This is a genomic window from Tichowtungia aerotolerans, assembly GCF_009905215.1.
Classification (GTDB): domain Bacteria; phylum Verrucomicrobiota; class Kiritimatiellia; order Kiritimatiellales; family Tichowtungiaceae; genus Tichowtungia; species Tichowtungia aerotolerans.
Genome location: NZ_CP047593.1, coordinates 2,745,186 through 2,764,213, shown reverse-complemented (window position 1 = coordinate 2,764,213; position 19,028 = coordinate 2,745,186). Strand labels below are relative to the sequence as shown.

General features: G+C 54.6%; 16 protein-coding genes, 1 tRNA gene and 1 other RNA gene. 8 read left to right on the top strand and 10 right to left on the bottom strand.

Annotated features, from left to right (window positions below; translation table 11 throughout):
* The first annotated feature begins 44 nt into the window (after positions 1 to 44).
* On the top strand, positions 45 to 1,625 hold the full coding sequence (locus GT409_RS11295) for a glycogen synthase (RefSeq protein WP_160629186.1): 1,581 nt from the start codon (positions 45 to 47) through the stop codon (positions 1,623 to 1,625).
* On the opposite strand, the gene GT409_RS11290 is transcribed toward GT409_RS11295, so the two are convergent.
* Both GT409_RS11290 and GT409_RS11285 read right to left on the bottom strand, forming a co-directional pair.
* Entirely contained in the window at positions 1,622 to 2,551 is a 930-nt protein-coding gene (locus GT409_RS11290; protein WP_160629185.1) for a putative 2-dehydropantoate 2-reductase, read from the bottom strand. The genes GT409_RS11295 and GT409_RS11290 overlap by 4 nt on opposite strands.
* A 30-nt stretch (positions 2,552 to 2,581) precedes the next feature.
* A complete protein-coding gene (locus GT409_RS11285) occupies positions 2,582 to 3,196 on the bottom strand; it encodes an HAD family hydrolase (protein WP_160629184.1) in 615 nt (204 codons plus the stop codon).
* A 189-nt stretch (positions 3,197 to 3,385) separates the two neighbouring features.
* On the opposite strand from GT409_RS11285, the gene GT409_RS11280 reads away from it, so the two are divergent.
* Complete coding sequence (locus tag GT409_RS11280; RefSeq protein WP_160629183.1) at positions 3,386 to 3,682, top strand: hypothetical protein; 297 nt, start codon at positions 3,386 to 3,388, stop codon at positions 3,680 to 3,682.
* A gap of 101 nt (positions 3,683 to 3,783) precedes the next feature.
* Here the strand turns inward: GT409_RS11280 and GT409_RS11275 are convergent, their stop codons facing one another.
* Positions 3,784 to 4,368, bottom strand: a complete 585-nt coding sequence (locus tag GT409_RS11275; RefSeq protein ID WP_160629182.1) for a hypothetical protein — start codon at positions 4,366 to 4,368, stop codon at positions 3,784 to 3,786.
* A 217-nt stretch (positions 4,369 to 4,585) separates the two neighbouring features.
* On the opposite strand from GT409_RS11275, the gene GT409_RS11270 reads away from it, so the two are divergent.
* Positions 4,586 to 8,356, top strand: a complete 3,771-nt coding sequence (locus tag GT409_RS11270) for a DUF3857 domain-containing protein (protein WP_160629181.1) — start codon at positions 4,586 to 4,588, stop codon at positions 8,354 to 8,356.
* Positions 8,357 to 8,365: 9 nt separating this feature from the next.
* Complete coding sequence (locus GT409_RS11265; protein ID WP_160629180.1) at positions 8,366 to 9,223, top strand: 4Fe-4S dicluster domain-containing protein; 858 nt, start codon at positions 8,366 to 8,368, stop codon at positions 9,221 to 9,223.
* Here the strand turns inward: GT409_RS11265 and rimO are convergent.
* The 4 genes from rimO to GT409_RS11245 form a co-directional block, all read right to left on the bottom strand.
* Complete coding sequence (gene rimO / locus GT409_RS11260; protein WP_160629179.1) at positions 9,211 to 10,530, bottom strand: 30S ribosomal protein S12 methylthiotransferase RimO; 1,320 nt, start codon at positions 10,528 to 10,530, stop codon at positions 9,211 to 9,213. The two genes, GT409_RS11265 and rimO, sit on opposite strands and share 13 nt — an antisense overlap.
* Positions 10,531 to 10,533: 3 nt before the next feature.
* On the bottom strand, positions 10,534 to 12,000 hold the full coding sequence (locus GT409_RS11255; protein ID WP_233231537.1) for a TrkH family potassium uptake protein: 1,467 nt from the start codon (positions 11,998 to 12,000) through the stop codon (positions 10,534 to 10,536).
* A complete protein-coding gene (trkA, locus tag GT409_RS11250) occupies positions 11,997 to 13,343 on the bottom strand; it encodes a Trk system potassium transporter TrkA (protein ID WP_160629178.1) in 1,347 nt (448 codons plus the stop codon). Before trkA ends, GT409_RS11255 begins: the two co-directional genes overlap by 4 nt.
* Before the next feature lie 63 nt (positions 13,344 to 13,406).
* Positions 13,407 to 13,883, bottom strand: coding sequence for an NYN domain-containing protein (locus GT409_RS11245; protein WP_160629177.1), 477 nt, complete (start codon positions 13,881 to 13,883; stop codon positions 13,407 to 13,409).
* Positions 13,884 to 14,054: 171 nt separating this feature from the next.
* Between GT409_RS11245 and GT409_RS11240 the strand changes: the two genes are divergently transcribed.
* The 4 genes from GT409_RS11240 to GT409_RS11225 all read left to right on the top strand — a co-directional run bounded on the left by GT409_RS11240 (position 14,055) and on the right by GT409_RS11225 (position 16,969).
* On the top strand, positions 14,055 to 14,966 hold the full coding sequence (locus GT409_RS11240) for a DUF362 domain-containing protein (protein ID WP_160629176.1): 912 nt from the start codon (positions 14,055 to 14,057) through the stop codon (positions 14,964 to 14,966).
* A gap of 5 nt (positions 14,967 to 14,971) precedes the next feature.
* Positions 14,972 to 16,123 (top strand): 4Fe-4S binding protein, encoded by a 1,152-nt coding sequence (locus GT409_RS11235; protein WP_160629175.1) that lies wholly within the window; start codon positions 14,972 to 14,974, stop codon positions 16,121 to 16,123.
* Positions 16,124 to 16,162: 39 nt separating this feature from the next.
* On the top strand, positions 16,163 to 16,312 hold the full coding sequence (locus GT409_RS11230; RefSeq protein WP_160629174.1) for a hypothetical protein: 150 nt from the start codon (positions 16,163 to 16,165) through the stop codon (positions 16,310 to 16,312).
* 183 nt (positions 16,313 to 16,495) lie between these two features.
* Positions 16,496 to 16,969, top strand: a complete 474-nt coding sequence (locus GT409_RS11225) for a YhcH/YjgK/YiaL family protein (protein ID WP_160629173.1) — start codon at positions 16,496 to 16,498, stop codon at positions 16,967 to 16,969.
* A 9-nt stretch (positions 16,970 to 16,978) separates the two neighbouring features.
* On the opposite strand, the gene GT409_RS11220 is transcribed toward GT409_RS11225, so the two are convergent.
* The 3 genes from GT409_RS11220 to GT409_RS11210 form a co-directional block, all read right to left on the bottom strand.
* Positions 16,979 to 17,055, bottom strand: a tRNA-Arg gene (locus tag GT409_RS11220).
* Between the two features lie 69 nt (positions 17,056 to 17,124).
* An RNA gene (gene rnpB, locus GT409_RS11215) (RNase P RNA component class A) lies at positions 17,125 to 17,469 on the bottom strand.
* 222 nt (positions 17,470 to 17,691) lie between these two features.
* Positions 17,692 to 19,026 (bottom strand): uridine kinase family protein, encoded by a 1,335-nt coding sequence (locus GT409_RS11210; RefSeq protein WP_160629172.1) that lies wholly within the window; start codon positions 19,024 to 19,026, stop codon positions 17,692 to 17,694.
* Positions 19,027 to 19,028: the final 2 nt, after the last annotated feature.

The following is a 19,028-nucleotide window of genomic DNA, read 5'->3' as shown; positions in this document are numbered from 1 at the left end:
TCCCCGTAAACAAACTGCAGATCTAAATTACAGGGCAGAAAACGATGAATATCTTGATGGTTGCATCCGAAAACGACGGGATTGCCAAATGTAAAGTGGGCGGAATCGGAGATGTGATTCGGGATGTCCCGGTTGCCCTCAGCAATAACGGGTGCAATGTCTCGGTTGTAACCCCTTCCTACGGATATCTGCACGAAACACCCGGCGCCGAACAGATTGCCGACATTGCCTTTCCTTTTTCCGGCGCAGAACAAATGGCCGTCCTTTATCGCGTACGGCCGAGAACCATGGTCGGGGAACGGGCCTCCCACTACGTCATTGACCACCCGGCATTTAAAATGATGAATGAAGCGCGCGGCGAATTCGAAATCTACAGCCACGACATTGCCGAACGTCCGTTCGCCACAGATGCCACAAAGTTTGCCTGCTTTAATGCCGCGGTCGGTGCCGCTATCAAAGAACAGTTCTTCGGCCCGCTCGATATTCTGCACCTGCACGACTGGCACACCGCTTTTCTGCTCATCCTGCGCCAGTTTGACCCCATCTTCGCACCCCTGAAAAACCTGCGCACCGCCTACACCATTCACAACCTCTCCCTGCAGGGCATTCGCCCGTTCGAAAATGACGCCTCCTCTCTCGAAAGCTGGTTCCCACGCCTCGAACTCAACACCGACCTGCTCAACGCACTCTCCGACCCGCGCTGGCCCGACTGCGTTAACCCGATGGCAACCGGCATCCGGCTGGCCGACGCCGTACACACGGTGTCTCCAACCTATGCCAAAGAAATTCTATCCCCGAGCCGTCCGCCCGAATACTTCGGCGGCGAAGGGCTCGAACACGATCTGAAAGCCGCCATGAACGAAGGCCGCCTGCACGGCATTCTCAACGGATGCGAATATTCCGAACCGCGGTCCGAAAAAATGCCGATCAGCGACCTGCTTGCTCTCATCAAGAAAGAAGCCGCACGCTGGGCCTCCAAATGCAGCGCACTCAACCTCGCCGACTACGCCGCCTTCCAAACATTGGAGAAAATTTCCAATGCCCGGAAAAAACCTGCATTCGTCGCCACCGGCATCAGCCGCATTGTCGACCAGAAAATGCTGATCCTGAAATCCCGGGGCTCCAACCGAAAAACCGGACTCGAAAACATGCTCGAAATGCTGGGCAAAGACCGCCTCTTCATCCTGCTCGGAACCGGTGATCCCGAAACGGAAGCCTTCCTCGCCGAAGCCGCGATCATGCATCCCAACTTTCTCTTCCTCAACAGCTACTCCAACGCCATCGCCGGCGCGCTCTACACCTGCGGCGACCTGTTCCTCATGCCCAGCTCTTTCGAGCCCTGCGGCATCGGCCAGATGCTCGCCATGCGCGCCGGACAGCCCTGCCTTGTCCACCGCACGGGCGGCCTAAACGACACCGTCACCCCGGGCGTCAATGGATTCGGCTTTGAAGGCGCGACGCTTACCGAACAGGTCGACGGAATGGGCGCCGCGCTCGGCGACGCGCTTGACCTGCACAGCGATTCTTCCAATGACTGGAAAACCATCTGCGACGCCGCCACACAGGCCCGCTTCGAGTGGGATTCCACCGCCAAGCAGTACATCGAAAAGCTCTACCACTCTTAGGCAGACAACTCGCGCAACTGATCGTAAAGTTTTTGGGTTTCCGGCATCTCAACGCCGGCGGCGCGGGCTGCGCGCAGCGGATTGCCGTAAATGGCTTCCAGTTCCAGCGGACGTCCATGATCATAATCGAGCTTCATGCTCGGGGCATACGGCGTCATGCTTCCGGTATAGTCGAGCATTTGATCAATAAACGCTGTTTCAACCGGGCGCGCACAGGCTACGGATCCGGCGGCAACCTCTTCCATCAGTCTCCGGCAGAGGGCACGGGTTTCAGGATCGCTCATCAGCGTATCCGTCAGGCAGTTTTTCACCACCGACAGCCCGTTAAACGGAATATTCCAGACCAGCTTTTTCCAGCGGGCCAGCAGCAGATCCTCTTCCATGCGAATCGGAATTCCGGCCGACTCCAACAGGGCGCCCAGCGCCTTCAGTCGCGGTGTCAGCCCGGCGGCACTTCCGTCTGCGCGGTATTCGCCCAGCGTGATCATCCCAAAATCCTGGTGATGAATATGGCCCGGACCCACTTTGCCGGAACAGATAAAGCAAAGGCCTCCGATCACGCGCTCTGCACCAATGACAGACGCGACATCGTCATCCGATCCCAGTCCGTTTTGAAGGACCAGCACCGTACTGTGCTCATGTACCACATGCGGAAGAATTTCGGGCAGGATCTGATTGGCAGTTGTCTTGAGCGCCACAAGCACCAGGTCGCACATCGGCATATCTGCGGCCGTGCGCCATGCATTAACCTGAGGCAGCGTGAAATCCCCGTTCTTTGAGTCAATTCGAAGCCCATGTTCACGCACATGCTCATAATCGCTGTGCAGCAGAAAATGCACGTTCTGTCCGGAACGCTGCAGCAGTCCACCGTAGTATCCGCCGATCGCTCCTGTTCCGATGACTGCTATGGATTTAAATCTGTTCATCAAATTACTATGACAAACCGGCTTTGTTTTTCAACCATCCGAACTGAAGTTCTCCACCTCCCGGCGGATGTCGGCAATACGATCAGTGGAAAAAATGTGGGCGTTCATACCGGCAGAACGGGCGCCTTCCACGTTTTCAGCTTTATCATCGAAAAACAGGCAATCGGATGGATTGGCGCCGAGACGATCCAGTGCCGCGCGATAGATGCGCTCGTCGGGTTTGTGATAGCCCAGTTCATACGAAAAAAAGTTTTCATGGGACTGATCAAAAAAACCCGGCCAGTTGCGGCGAACGGCTTCCATGTTATGCCACGCCAGATTGCTCAGGATATGAACCGGACGCCCCTGCTCCCTGAGCTCACGAAACAGCGCTGTTCCGACCGGGTTCAGATGAAACCCCTTCTGCCATGCAGCAATCAGATGCTCAAGTGTCAGCCTCAAACCGGTCGTTTGGCAGATATCCGCCAGATACGCTTCGTCGCTGAGTTTCCCGGTTTCCACCTCAACCACCCTGGCCGTGTCCTGCAGCCGAACGCCTGCCGGAAGCTCAGAAACCCCGGCAGAAGCCATGACACTGTCCAGCACCTCGTCGAGGTTGAAATCGACCAGCACATTGCCCAAATCAAAAATAAAATGCTTTTCCACTGAAATGCTCCGTTTTATCGCAAAAACCCCGAGAATATTCCCAAACATTGGAAAGAACGAGCCGCGACTCCGATAAATTTCCCAACCCCTCCACGCAAACGCGCTTACTGCTTGAAGCTGCAGTAGTTCGCACTAAACTTCGTCTATAAGAAACAAACTTCAACCATTAAATAACCAACCAAAAGAATTATGACTGAAAAAACAAACCTCATCCTGATTATCGGCGCAGTTTTGGGCTATGTTATTTCAATGCAATTCTGGGCATTTTTCACGGCACCATGGATTCGAGAACAAGGACACCGCTCCTCCAGTTGGAAGGTCTGGTTTTTCGGATTCCCAGAAACCTTCGATTTAGGAAAAGCTGTACGTATTGCTCTAAAAGAACAACAACATATTCCATGGCCACTTTGGTGTCATTTGGCACTACAGTTCATTCAAATCAGCTCCATTACAATATTAGTGCTTGGAAACATAATCGGATCATAAGAGCGGCATCGCACTCCGTCTCTCTCCAATCGACATACAAAAAAACGGTGTTTTTCCAAGGTTTGGAAAAACACCGCTCGTTGATCGAGAACAGAGTAATCTTAATCGACCAGATCGATCATCTGGCTGATTTCGTCCTGTTCTTTGTCTTGTTCTTTTTTAGGCGCTTTTTCTTTCGACGGGCGCTGTTTTTTGCGCTCGGAACGGTTGTTGTTGCGCTCACGACGGTTTTTGCGTCCGCCGTTATTGCTGCGGTCGCGGTTGCCGCCATCCTGGCGTCCGCCTTCGTCGCCACCGTCATCAAGCAGCTTGCGGAAGGTGGAGGTACGCAGGGTGTCTTTTCCACCGCGAAGCACCTTGGTTTCGAGCTCAACATTTTCAGTCACCAGCACCCCGGCCGATCCGGCATGCTTGAGGGATCTGATCAGTTCAGCCTCGGTTTTGCTTTCGTCTTTGACGTAACGAACCCGCACTCCGTCGAATTTTTTATTATTCGGCGCTTTGTTGAGCGGTTTGCCGGCAATGACGGCAGTCACGTTCAGTTTTTCACGCTGCACCAGACGGGAGAGTGAGCGCAAGACCTGCAGTTGCTGACGCGGCACGGCGCGTCCGCGGATTCCTTTACTCTGGAGAATGGCGTCGATACTGACGACCATGTTCCGTTTACTGTTTGCGAAGAGCCCCATGGATCTTCCTTTCTTTTCTGTTTTCAGGGTTACTGCGACGCCGTATCAATCAGGCAACAGAATGGATGACGTCGCGTTCTGTGAAGCGGGGGAACTTACCTAAGCATGCGGCGCAGAGCAAGTTCGGATTCCGTCCGGTTTTAAAAGGAGACGATTGTATTGAACGAAACGATGGGTTAGGTTGTCGGTTTCCTCTAAAATACGGAGTTCTGCACAAATGAAAAAATGGATCCTGATGTTGTTTCTGCTCTGCGGAGCGCTGAACCTTGCTGCGGTTGAACTCAACGGCCTGCCGTCACCGGAGGCTCTGCTGCGCTCCGCGGCCCCGGCGACGCTCAAACTCTATCCTGACGCCGACACGGTTCTGGTGGAAGACATCATCCGGCTTTCATACCGCGCCGACGGCTCCTATGAATACGTCAGCGACGTCGCCATTAAGATTCTGACCGAAAAAGGACGGCAGGAGGAAGGCACCGTCACTCTCGGTTATGATGCCGCATACGGCACCACCCGGTTCACCCAGGCAGAAGTCATCAAGCCCGACGGCACCATCGTTCCCATTGATCTGGAAAAGCAGACCCGGGAAACCATTGATTCGAGTCAGATGAATGCCAACATCTACGATCCCAACAGCAAACAGATTCTGCTGAGTGTTCCGAATCTGGAGATCGGGGACCTGCTGCACTACACCTTCACTGGAAAACGCACCAAAGCCGTGGTTCCGAACACATGGAGCGACCTGTTCGTCTTCGAAGACACCTCCCCGATTCTCCATTCGTCCTGCCGGGTGGACGCCCCGGCCGATCTGCCGCTGACCCGGATTGAGCTGAAAGACCCGGTCGGCGACACCGTCACCTACCGCAAGAAAAAACGGCCCGACGGCGGCCTCAGCCACATCTGGGAAGCCCGCAATGTTCCGCAGATGTTCCCGGAACCGGAAATGCCCGCGCGCTATACCGTCTCCCAGCGGGTTTTGCTCAGCACAATTCCGGACTGGGAATCACTGTCCAAATGGTACTGGAAGCTTTCCAAGCCGCGTCTGGATGCGGTCAATGACACCATGAAAACCAAGGTAAAAGAGCTGACCGACGGACTGACCGACCGCCAGAAACAAATTGAGGCGATCTTCCGCTTTGTGTCGCAGGATATCCGCTACATGGGGATTACGGTCGAAGACGAAGCGCCCGGCTATGAACCGCACGATGTCTGCATGACCTTCGATAACCGTTACGGTGTCTGCCGCGACAAGGCCGCCCTGCTGGTCTCCATGCTGCAGCTCGCCGGATTCGAAGCATACCCGGTCCTGATTTATGTCGGCCCCAAAAAAGATCCCGAAGTGCCGCAGCCGTGGTTCAACCATGCCATCACGGCGGTTCGTAATCCGAACGGTTCCTGGCAGCTGATGGATGCCACCAACGAGAATACACGCGATCTGCTGCCGGCCTATCTCTGCAACCGCAGCTATCTGGTCGCCCACCCCGGCGGCGACCCGCTGCGCACATCCCCGGTGATTCCTCCGGAAGAAAACATGCTGACCATCCAGATTGAAGGATCGCTCAATGACAGCAACCTGATCACCGCACAGGCACTGCTCTCCTTCGGCGGCATCAACGACACCGCCTACCGCGGACGCCTGGCCAACCTCAAGCCCGAAGAACGGGAACCGTACTTTGAATCCCGCATCAAACAGGCACTGGGAGATGCCCGCCTCACCAGCCTTGAAATTTTTCCGGCCAATGTGCGCGACACAACCACCCCGCTGTCCGTAGCCATCGGCTTTGAAGTGGAAAACGCCGTGGTTGCCGGTCCGTCCGAAGCCATGCTTCGCGTTCCCACACTCATCAACCATTTCGGACTGTTCGGTGCCCTGCTCGGCGACGGAACCGGTCTCGACAAAAGGAAATATCCCCTGCAGACACAAATCACCTGCGGCGTTTCAGAAACTGTCCGCCTTGACCTCACCCAGGGAAGCCTGCGCCCGTCCATCCTTCCGCAATATGACACCATCGACAATCCGCGCGTTCTCATCAGCCGCTCCGTCAGCGCAACCAACGGAGTGATTGCCGCCACCGCCGACCTGCGCCTGCGCACGGTTGAATTCAATCCGGACGAATACCTTGAGCTCAAAGCAAACCTGAAAATTGCAGAACAGAACTCACGCAAACGCGTCATTCTTCAGGCAGGCGGATTCCCGAAAGAAGCCGACTTCGCCACGCTCGACGACCTCTCGCAGTACACCATCTACAATCCGAAAAATTTCACGTGCCTCACAACAGTGAAACAAAAGGTGCTGACCTATGCCGGGAAACGAGCGCTTTCCGATGTGAAAATCTCCTACAACTCCGGCTTCCAGAGAGTCGCCCTGAAGTTTGCGCGCGTCACGGCCCCGGACGGCACCGTGCGCGATATCGATCCCGAAAAAGAAGTCAATATCATGGATGCCCCATGGGTCTCCGGAGCGCCGCGCTATCCGGCAGAAAAGATCATGGTCATCAGCCTGCCCGGCGTGGAAATCGGCAGCGAAATTGAATATCAGATTGCAACCGCATGGCGCGATGTTCCCTTTTTCTCCATCATGGAAACCTTTGATGATCTCAACCCGATCGTGAAAAAAACCGTGCGGGTTGAAACCCCGCGCTCCGTCGACCTGAAGATCGGCAATATGGCACCCGGCGTCATCCGCCAGCGCACCTATCACAACAATGGGAACATTGTTCATGAGTGGTCTGCCGAAAACCGCCCAATGATTCGCAAGGAAGACCACCTCATTCCGGACTGGGTGCTGAAACCGTCGCTGCTCCTTTCAACGGGAACCATGGACGGCTACGCCGAAACGATCCGAAGAAAACTGCTCGCTGCCGCCAAACCGAAAGACTCAGTAAAAGCCAAGGCAAAAGAACTGACGCATGACATCAAAGGCCGCATCCAGAAAATGACCGTTCTGAGGGACTTTGTGGATCGCAATATCCGCCCGGCGGGCCCCGGCATCTCTTCGCTGCCCCTATCTGCCATTACACCGGCTGAACAGACGCTGGCAGAAGGATACGGCAACAGCATCGACCGCGCCGTGCTGCTCTACGCACTCAGCGACGCCGTAAAACTCAAACCCCGCTTTGTGCTTTCCTCCGGCCTTCCGCGGATTAAAGGAATCAACACATCGCTCATGGACACATTCCAGCGTCAGCCGTTCAATGTGCCGCTTGTAGCCATTGAAAACGACAAAAAGGACTATTACTTCGGCGACAGCGGCCGTTACGCTGCGCCCGGCACGCTGGAACACAACAGAAATCCCGCCATCAACCTGAAGACCGGCGAACTGGAGTTTCCCGAAACCTCACTCGAAAACCGCTCCGACACGTCGTATCAAATGGTCATCGCAGAAAACGGAGATGTCACGGTTCTGAAATCAACCAACTTCTCCGGAACTCCGTTTGAAGCATTTCACAAAATCTTCGCCGAATTCACGCCCGAAGAACTTCGGCGCGAACAGCAGAGACAGCTCAGCGACCTCTCCCAGTCCGCGGAGGCGATCCGTCCGCTGCTCCCTTCCTTCGAAGAAGGCACTCTGACGCTGGCGGCGAAACTCAAAAACTATGCCGTGGTCGATGGAGACCATATGTATTTCACCCTTCCCGGAGGACTCGACAATCTGCTTGGAATCCGCAGCGACCGCCGCTCCAGCGCCTTTTATATCGGTGATCCGATTCAAACCTCCCGTCTCTACGAACTGATTCTCCCCAAAGGCTGGAGGCCGGCTCTCGCTCCGAAAGCATTCAAAACAGAACTGCCGGAAAACGGAGGAACCGTTCAGGTCCAGACTGCGCCGACCCGCAACGGAATGCTGATTCTACAGGAAGCCGACATCAACCCGACCATTGTGCACGTGAAAGATTATGATGAACTGCTGGACCTGAACAGCACGCTGACCCGTCCGGCGGCCCGCACCATTATGCTGAAAAAAATCAAACCGGAAATTGTTCAACCATAACCAGACGACATGAATACGCCCCCCTCTTACTCCTGCAATATCCGGCAAATCCAGACAGATTTTTTTGCCATGAGACTCCGAGCCGTCGGAGGCGACCTGACTGCTGACCAGCTGAACACTGTGGCGGATATTGCCCGCCGCTACGGCTCCGGAAGCGTGCACATCACCACCCGGCAGGGCATCGAAATCCCGCACGTTCACAAAAAGGATCTGGCTGAAGCGCAAAAAGAACTGGAAACCGCCGGAATCAAAATGGGATCCGACGGCAACCGAGTGCGCATTGTAATCGCCTGCCCCGGCAAAAACACCTGTCGCTACGGCTCCATCGACACCCCCGAAATTGCGGAAGAAATCGACCGGCGCTACTTCCGCCTCGACGTTCCCTACAAAGTCAAATTCGGAGTCACCGGCTGCCCGAACAACTGCGGCAAAGCGCGCGAAAGCGACATCGGCATCATGGGCATGCGCACCCCCAAATGGGATTCCGAAAAATGCATCCGCTGCAATGCCTGCATTAAACTCTGCCCGGTACAGGCCATCACCGGCAAAGACGATCGCTATGAACGTGATGAGTCGACCTGCATCCACTGCAGCGTATGTTCCGTTCTCTGCCCTGCAAAAGCCTGGGGACCGGAATCAACCGGATACACCCTGCTCATTGGCGGAACCCTCGGTAAAAAACCGCGACTCGGCATTCCTCTGAAAACAAATATCCAAACTTCGGAAGAACTCTTCGAACTCATCGAACAAACTCTGCTTTTCTACAAAGCAAACGGAAAACCCAAAGAACGCCTCGGGCACGTTATCAATCGTATGGGCGAAGATGCAGTTATTCAGGCGATCCTGTCCGAAAGCTACTCTGCGTAAAAATCGTAGTCGGAAGCAGAAGTGATTTCAACGTCGTAGCGATCCCCGGGCATCGCGTCTTCAAATTCCGGAAGGAAGAAAACGCCGTCGACTTCGGGAGCCTGGTGCCGTGACCGCGCAATAAGCCCCTCTTCGCAGGAGCCGTCGATGATGACTTCGACGGTTTTGCCGATCTGTGCGGCGCAGTTGGCGGCAGAGGCGTCGCGCTGCGCTTCCATCAGCAGTGCCCGGCGCTGTTCTTTCACATCGTCCGGAACATCATTTTCCAGACGCGCCGAGATGGTTCCCGGCTCGGCGGAATAGCAGAAGACTCCGGCATGGGTAAAACGCCCTTCCCGCACAAACTCAAGCAGCTCATTGAAATCCTCCTCCGTTTCACCGGGGTGCCCGACGATAAAGGCCGTACGGATGGCGCACTCCGGAAGCACTTCACGAATCAGATCAAGTTTTTCCAAAGTTTGGAACTTTGTGAGCTGACGCCCCATGGCGTCGAGCATCCGGTCGGAAATATGCTGAAGCGGCATGTCGATGTACGGGCAGAAGCGCGGGTCGGAGGCCATCACATCGAGCACACTGCGGGAGAGGTGCTGCGGACAGGCGTACATAAGCCGGAACCAGATATTGGCGTCAATTTCGTCCCGCAAACGCCGCAGTAATCCTGAAAGATGCAGTTCTCCGTCCCAATCCTTTCCGTAGGCGGTCGTATCCTGAGCAATCAGGCTGATCTCAATCGCACCCGCCTCAATCAGAGAATGCGCTTCATTGACAATATCATCCATCGGACGGCTGATCTGTTTTCCCCGGATTTTAGGAATGGAGCAGAATGTACAGGGATTGGAACAGCCTTCTGAGATTTTCAGGTACGCTGTGTGCGGAGAACCGGTGCGCAGGCGCGGCTGGGTGAGAAACTCACTGTAACCCAGCATTTCCATCGGCTCGGCTTTTTCGCCCAGCAGTTCGAGACAGATTTCCGGCAGGCGACTGTAATCAGAAAAGGAAACGCGGGCATCGGCTGCTTCCAAAAAATGATCCGTCTCCGGACAGTCCGCAGCGCGCTTGACAAGACAGCCGAGCGCAACCACGACTTTCGGCCCGCCGGCGGCCTTCAGTTCATGAAGAACGCTCGCGGCCTCTTCGCGGGCGTCTTCGATGAATCCGCAGGTGTTGACCAGACAGATATCGGAATCGGCCGGTTCCTCGGAAATCATCCATCCGCTTTCCGCAAAACGGCCGAGAACCAGCTCAGAATCCACCGTATTTTTAGCGCATCCGAGGCTGACAAGACTGACAACAGGAGGAGTTTTCATAATTTATTTTTTCCAGAATCCCGGCAGGAAAACAATCAGTACAGTATACAGCTCCAAACGGCCAAGCAGCATACAGAGAATCAGCAGCGACTGCCCCGGCGCCGGGATGGCTGCGAAGTTCTGAGTGGCGCCGACAGCACTGAGCCCCGGACCGATATTGCCGAGCGTGGCGACGACGGAAGTCGCTGCGGTTTCGAGATCGGGCGTGTAGAAAGTCATCAGAAACGAAGCCAGCACAAACACCAGTACGAAAATGGTGAAAAATGCAACGATGTGCGATACCGCATCGTCATCCACGGCCTTTCCGCCGAGCTTCACGCGCAAAACAGCTCGCGGGCGCATAAACTGGCGCAGCTCTTTGATGACTTTTTTCCACATAATGAAGATACGGACCACTTTGATACCACCGCCGGTCGATCCGGCGCAGCCGCCGACGAACATCATCAGCACCAGCAGAATACGGGACGGTTGCGGCCAGAGGTCAAAGTCGGCAGTGATAAATCCGGTGGTGGTGAGAATGGAGGTTCCCTGAAAAAAGGCGGCGCGCAGTGCGTCAAGGAACCTGCTGTATACGGAGCCCCAGATATTAAAGGTGAGAATGAGGCCGGTGATCAGCCAGAAAATAAAGTAGGCTCGAAACTCCGGATCTTTCCAGTAGCGACCGGGCTTGCCGGTCAGTGCATAGTAGTGCAGCGAAAAGTTCACACCGGCGGCAAACATGAAGAACATAATGATGCAGTCAATCACGCCGCTGTCGAACGCGCCAACACTGGCGGTGCGGGTGGAGAACCCACCGGTTGCCATCGTGGCAAACGTATGGCAGACCGCATCGAACCAGCACATGCCGCCGACAAATTTAAGGAGCAGAATTTCGGCCAGCGTCAGCAGTGCATAAACGCCCCACAGCAGTTTAGCGGTGGTGGTGATACGCGGCGTAAGGCGGTCCTTGGACGGTCCGGGCATTTCGGCACGGTAGATCTGCATACCGCCCACGCCGAGAAACGGGAGAATCGCCACGCACAGCACCAGCACGCCCATGCCGCCGAACCAGTGCGTGAGTGCACGCCAGAACATGATGCCGCGCGGAATACTTTCCAATGTCTGGAAATTGCCGTCCGGAAGCACAGAGGCTCCGGTGGTGGTGAACCCGGACATGGTTTCAAAGATCGCCGAAACCGGGTCTGGAATGACGCCGGACAGAATATACGGCAGTGCGCCGAAAACGGCGGCAAACAGCCATCCGAAGGTGACGATTCCAAAGCCGTCGCGGCGTGAAAGGTTAATATCGCCGCGAGTCAGGAATAACAGTCCGGCCGCAAAAAACGAGGTCAGCGCCGACGAGGTCAGCAGACTTCGTCTGGCCCATTCCGGATCTCCCCAGAACCATGACAGGGCGGCGCAGCCGCCCATCGAGAAGCCGATCACCAGCGTGACTGTGGCCACCAAATGAAATACCGCGCGTTTGTTCATTGGAGGAACATGGATTGGATTTTCTTGATCGCGTCGGGATGCGCAAAAATCAGCAGGCGGTCATGGGGCACAAGCCGCAATGTTCCGATGGCGGGAAGCACCTCCTGCCCGCGCAGCACTGAGGCGATAATTGCTTTGCGCGGCATTTTGATTTCACGGATCTTTTGAAAGGCCGCTTTGCTGGTCTCGGCAACCACCACATCCAGAAGCTCTCCGGGCAGATTGTGCAGCAGGGAAGCCGCCTGCACTTTCTGAGAACGAAGATAATGCAGAATCGCGTGCGTGGTGGAAATGTAGGGGCTGACAACCCGATCGACCAGATTCAGGCTTTCCACCACCGGCAGGTAATCTGTGCGGGTAATGTTTGCCACGGTAAATGACGCGCCTTTTTTCTGCGCCATCAGGCAGTTCATAATATTGTTTTCATCGTCTCCGGTCAGCGCAACGAACGCAGTCTGCGGTCCGATACCGGTTTCATCGAGCGCACTGCCGGCCAGGGCGTCCGCCCGGAGGATCAGGGTTTTCTGAAGCTCGGCGGAACAGTGCCGGGCACGATCTTCGTCCTGCTCGAGCAGAACACATTCGATCTGATTCTCGAGTCTTTTTGCCAGCAACAGGCCGAGGTCGCCGCCACCGGCGATAATCACTTTATCGAACGATTGACACTCGGGACAAACCCAGGCCACAAACGCTTTCAGATCACTGCGCTGTCCGACCAGATACACCAGGTCGTTTTCTTCAAAACAGGTATCGCCATGCGGGATAATCAGTTCTGCGTTGCGACGAATGGCGATCAGACGGACTTTCTCAATCAGCTCATTATTCTCGAACTGTACCGGAGTTATGCCGAGAATCGGACTTTTCCGGTCAACCTGCACCCCGGCCACCATGATGCGTCCCTTGAAGATCTCAAATGCTTCGAGCGCCTCCGGTATCTGAAGCATGTGGTACATTTCGCGGGCACATTCCTGTTTCTGGCTGATCACCAGATCAATTCCCATGGACGTCAGATCATATGTATCACCCTTGTGGATGTATTCCGGCGACGTCACCCGGGCCACTTTGCGTTCCACTCCGGCTGCGTGCGCATACAGACAGGAAAGAATATTGACCTCATCGCTGTCCGTGACCGCGATCACCAGCTGGCACTTATCCATCTGTGCCTCATTCAGCACCTGCGGGCTGGATCCCGGACCGCAGACCGTCAGGATATCCAGACGCGCTTCCGCTTCCGCGAGGATCTGCGGATCAGTATCCACCATGACGACACTATGTCTCTCGTCACACAACCGTTCAGCAAGCTGCCGACCGGCGTTCCCTGCACCTATGATTAAAACTCTCATAATTTTTATGGGTTAACGGAAATCGGAGATACTGGAGGATTGAACGCCAGGATGAAAACAAATTTATTCATCAGATTCCGGGAAGAAATCACCCAGGGTGGAGCCGGAGGAACCACGAGAAACACGCAAGGTCTTTCCTGCTGTCCTCTCGACCGCATTGCAGCGCGAAGCAAAACTCTCGCAAGACAGGACCGCCGCTCCCGCCGATGAAACGATCTGCTCCTCAACCCGATCAGAGGTTATCACACAAATCCGCTCCGGAGCCTGCGCATCGGCCACCATACGTTCGATGACTCCATCGGCCGTACGGTTGGAAGGAGAGAAAACGACCTCCAGATGCGAAGCAGACAGCGAAGCATCAACACCGCTTTCTCGTCCATCAAACACCACCGTAATACGGGGTGCCATCTCCAGCGCGGCGGATTCAACCCGACGAACCAGCCGCTGGCGGGCCGTCTGCAGATCCGCGCGAAGGCCATCGAATGCAGCATCCTGATGCAGCAGATTGTAGCCGTCTATGATTACCCAATCGAAATCCATAGCCGATGGAACGTTGGATCCGAGGATAGATGCAAGGCCAAAGCAGAAAAAAGGGGCCTAATCGTTACTGATGAGATCCGGTATAAATTTACATCCGCATCCAATTAAGACAGGTCATGAACCGTTATTCTGCTACACTTTTCTGACCCTCAGAGATAAGGAGTCCTGAAAATGAAAAATTCATCCCGCCGCACTTTTATGAAGACCGGAGCCGCAGGTTCCGCCCTGCTGGCCGCAAGCCCTGCTGTTTTGAACGCCGCTCCGGCTGAAAAAACAGACGTATGGATTTTTGAAGGCGCTGACAACCGGGCCCTGATGGAAGCCTGCATGAAAACCATCTTCGAAAACGGCGGTTTCGGTCCGAATGCAAAAAAAGTGGCACTCAAAGTCAATGCCGCATGGGACCGCACACCGGAGCAGGCCGCCAATACACACCCTGAACTGGTGGATGTCTTTCTGGAAAAATCAATTGAATCCGGCGTCAAAGTCGTTATGCCGGAAAACCCCTGCCATCGACCTGAAAAGTCCTTTGTAACCAGCGGACTGCAGGCCACCGCCGAAAAACACGGCGTCGAAATGGTCGACCTGAAAGGAAAAAGAAACAAAGATGAATTTGTAGAGGTGGATATTCCGAACGGCGCAGAACTGAAAACAGAAAAAGTGGCCAGAGATTTTCTGGATGCCGATGCTGTTGTCAACATGCCGATTGCCAAGCACCACGGCGGCGCAAAGCTGAGCATCTGCATGAAGAACTGGATGGGTGCCGTGGAAGGCCGCAAACTCTGGCACGTCAAAGGACTGCACCAGTGCATCGCTGATTTCTCAACCTTCATGAAGCCGACATGGGCGATCGTGGATGCCACCTGCTGCATGACCAGCAAAGGGCCGCAGGGCCCGTCCGAGGATATGATCCATCCGCAGCAAGTGATTCTCTCCAAAGATCAGGTGGCCGCAGATACCGTGACCGCCCTGCTCTTTCACGACGATCCACTGGCAGAAGTGAACTATCTGCAAATCGCGCACGATATGGGAATCGGCGAAACTGATGTAAACAACATGAACATCCATCGCATCAAGGTCTAAAGTATATGTCGAAAGTAAAAGGTCTGAAGTTCACCATGCGTCTGCTGCTGCTGGCAGGCGCTCTCTTTTTCATTATTGGCGGTCCGCTTCCGGTATGGATGGAACGACTGGTTCCGGCACTGAGCCCGCTCTCTCTTTTTGCCGAATCCATCGCTCAGCGCAGCTGGTATGCCGGTCTGTTCTGGTCGCTTCCGCCATTGGCCGTACTGCTGCTCGCCGTTTTCAAAGGACGTTTTTTCTGTCAGTGGATCTGCCCGCTCGGAACGCTCTACAGCCTGCCGCAGAAAATCGGCCCCAAAAAACGCGTGCTGCCGTTCCGTCTCAATGCACTGCTGTTCTGGACCGTGCTGACGTCCTCCGTGCTCGGTCTCTCCGCACTGCTCTGGCTCGATCCGCTCTCCACCGTCAGCCGCGCCGGAGCACTGGCCCATGCTGCCGCATGGATTCCGGGGCTGATGATTCCGCTGTTTCTACTGCTCAGTGTTTTCCAGCCACAGGTGTGGTGCACGCACCTCTGCCCGCTCGGATACAGCTTTGACCTTCTCAATCGCAAGACCGGCAAAAACGTACTCCGCCGCGACCGCCGTCAATTCATCGCCGGACTCGGGCTCGGCGGAGCCGCCGCCGCGATTTTTCCAAAGTCAGGAAAAGGCGAAGCCTCCAGCTCCGTTCTGCCGCCCGGCGCGACTGAAAAATTTGCCGAAACCTGCAGCCGCTGCTACGCCTGCGTCAGTGCCTGTCCGGCCGAAATCATCAAGGTCAAAAAAGGCGGACCGCTGGGCGAACTGGCGATGCCGGAACTGGTTTTTGATTATGAATACGGATGCGAAGAATCCTGCAACCGCTGTTCTCAGGCCTGTCCGACCGGAGCCATCCGCGCCCTCAGCCACGAGGAAAAATGGAAAACCCAGATCGGCAAAGCCAAAGTCAAAAAAGGACGCTGTCTGGCGTGGGCCGACAATGAATACTGCATGGTGTGCGATGAATACTGCCCCTACAGCGCCATCGAAACCGTCTGGAAAGACGACGTCGCCTGCCCCGTCGTCAAACCGGATTTATGCCGCGGGTGCGGAGCCTGCGAAGCCAACTGCCCGGCCCCGGAGGGAAAAGCCATTTTCGTCCGACCGGTGAGTCCCCAACAAAAAATCGTGGAATAACACCTCCCTATTCTTTTTGTCATCCGTTTTTAAGAGTTGGTGCTGTTTTTCTGTGTTGTCGCATTCCAAGTTACAGCTCCAGAGCTGGTCTCCGGCCTGCTGGTTCAGGCGCTGAAGAAACTGTCGCTGCTGCTGCGAACGGAGGTTCTGGAGGACCGCGAAAACCCGATCCGCCACCAATACCCCTGACTAAAACCGGGGTATTCTGTCTACAACCACATAAACATGCCCCGGAGGGCGGCCCCTCCACCAGCAGTGTTCTGGGATTTATATCTGGTTTCCTCTACTTGCCGGAATGAAGCCGGCAGATAAAAAACAGACGAACATGAGAAATATGTATGCGAAAGAACAAAAAGCATGTAAACAATACACATGATTATTGATTCTATAAAAAACCACACGATCTACCCGTACGGAGAGCTCTGGGAAAAAGCCTTTGAGTTTCTGCGCACAGCTTCTCCTGAACTGGAAAACGGAAAAATTGTCCTCGATGATACCGACCTGTTTGCAGGAGTGGACTGCTACGAAACGAAAGACCGCTCCGAGGCCAAACTTGAAACTCACCGGCGATATGTGGATATTCAGGTACTACTCAGCGGGACCGAAGCCCTCGATATTTTTCCCCGAAAAGGCCTGACGGTCAGCGAACCTTACGATACGGATAAGGATGCCGAGTTTTATGAAGCACCGGAAACCGCCCCGATTCGCGTCACCCTGACACCCGGACAGTTCATCGTCTTCTTCCCGGAAGATGCCCACATGCCCTGCCTGAATGTCAATGACACCTCGAAACCGGTTCAGAAAGTCGTCATCAAGCTGCGCGCCGATCGACTCAGAAAAGACTGATACCCAAAATGGCACCCCGGACAGGATTCGAACCTGTGACCGTCGGATTAGAAATCCGATGCTCTATCCAACTGAGCTACCGGGGTGCAAACGAAACGGACAATATAAACAAGGATTCTGTAAATGGAATCCTAAATTCCCGAACCATTCAAAAAAGTGCAGACAGAGCAGTAAGCCGGATTCTGTTACCCGAAGGCTCAGCCATTTATCTAATGCGATCAACCCGGAACTCAAACGAGGCGGGCCGCCTCTTGCTCCCTATTTGATCTTGCTCCGGACGGGGTTTACCCTGCCCCCTCGGTTACCCTCGGGGCGGTGGGCTCTTACCCCACCTTTTCACCCTTACCCCGACGAATCGGGGCGGTTCGTTTTCTGCGGCACTTTCCATCACCGGCGATATTGCACCGGTGTTCCCGCGTTAACCACGGAACGTCCTGCCCTGCGGAGTCCGGACTTTCCTCCCTCCGCCGAAGCGGAGAGCGGCCGATACACTCTGCCTGCAAGCGGAGAAGGTACGGTATCCTCCCGCCCACGGCGAGCGCTTTTTACAATTCATAATTAAAAGAAACGATTGCCTTCTCCACAACCGAACAACACAGTGCCGGACCCCATCGCCTCTTGACAATTGTTTGCCGCAAAACACAAAAATTCTGGAATGACTGCGGATCAGGAATCGGGAAAAATCTGTTTTTTACCGCTCCGGAATCGCAACAAAACAGCTGTCAATATTCATAGCGGCTTCCGCCAATGAATTCACGCAGATGAGATGTGCAAGGAACGATGTTATCTTCATTCCAGGTTTTGAGTGGACTCAGCAGATCGAACACGCGTTTGGCGCGAATATAGGCATCCTGCCGTTTGGGATGATCCTTGAATTGCGCCATTGCATCCGGAAAGTAATGAAACAACTTGTTTTTCAGAATCGGAATTTCATACGGCATAGCTGAGTTCACCAGATAATCTGCCGAAACATTATAGGGAATAATGTGCTGGAGTTCGCTCTTACGAACATAATGCCAATGCGTAATCGTTTCTTCCGGCTTGTGATTGCGATGCCAGCTGTCTCGAATCATACGACGCATCAGGCGATGATCCGCCCAGCGCATGAACTCTCCGCTTTCACCCCGAAGCTGCCCCAGCGTTTCAATATAAAGGCGGAACTTGTTTTTATCCGGAACGGCAGCGGTCATATCAGGATAAAGCCCGTGCAGACTGTCGATCAGAAGTATCTCCTTAGAAGCAAGCGACATCTCATGAACCTCAAGCGTGCGCTGGCCGGTTTGGAAATCATAGTGGGGCGTCCGGATGGTTTCCCCGGCCAGTAACTGCCCTAGATGCTGATTAATCAGGTCCAGATCCAGCGCCTGCGGCGTTTCATAGTCATAGTCCCCGAATTCATCCCTAGGATGATCTTCCAAGTTAAAGAAATAGTGATCGATATTAATCGCCTTCTGGACATACCCCTCCGCCTCCAGCTGCTCCATCATTTTGATGGTGGTTGTGGTCTTCCCAGAAGACGACGGGCCAGCCACAATGATCACGCGGATATCATCAATATGATCGAGCACGTTGGAAGCGGCAGCCCGACATTCGCTGAGGTAGCGTTTTTCACACGCCGCCACCAACTCTCCAAACATCTTCTTTTCAATGATTCGATTCAAAGCCGCCACGGACTCACAGCCATGATCCAGATTCCAGCAGAGAACATCATAGATTTTCTTGTAAGGAATATTATTGAACGTTGACGCAGCCAGGTCGGCGCGGCTTTCACGCCGCTGAGCTCGTTGAGTACGATACGAAATATATGCCCGGGACGTATTAACACGCCCCTCAGAAATCAGGACAGTTTCAACAACATCCTGGACATCTTCAACAGTCGGTGATTCCGAGCCATACATGCTTTCCAGCCGCTGCTCGACAATCGAAGCGAGTCGCTCTGACTCCCCGCGATCCGTTCCTCCGATCGAAGCAGCAGCTTTGAAAATGGCGGTCGCAATCCGGTCCCGGTCATAATCAACCGGGATCCCGTTTCTTTTGACAATCTGCCTGATCGACATTT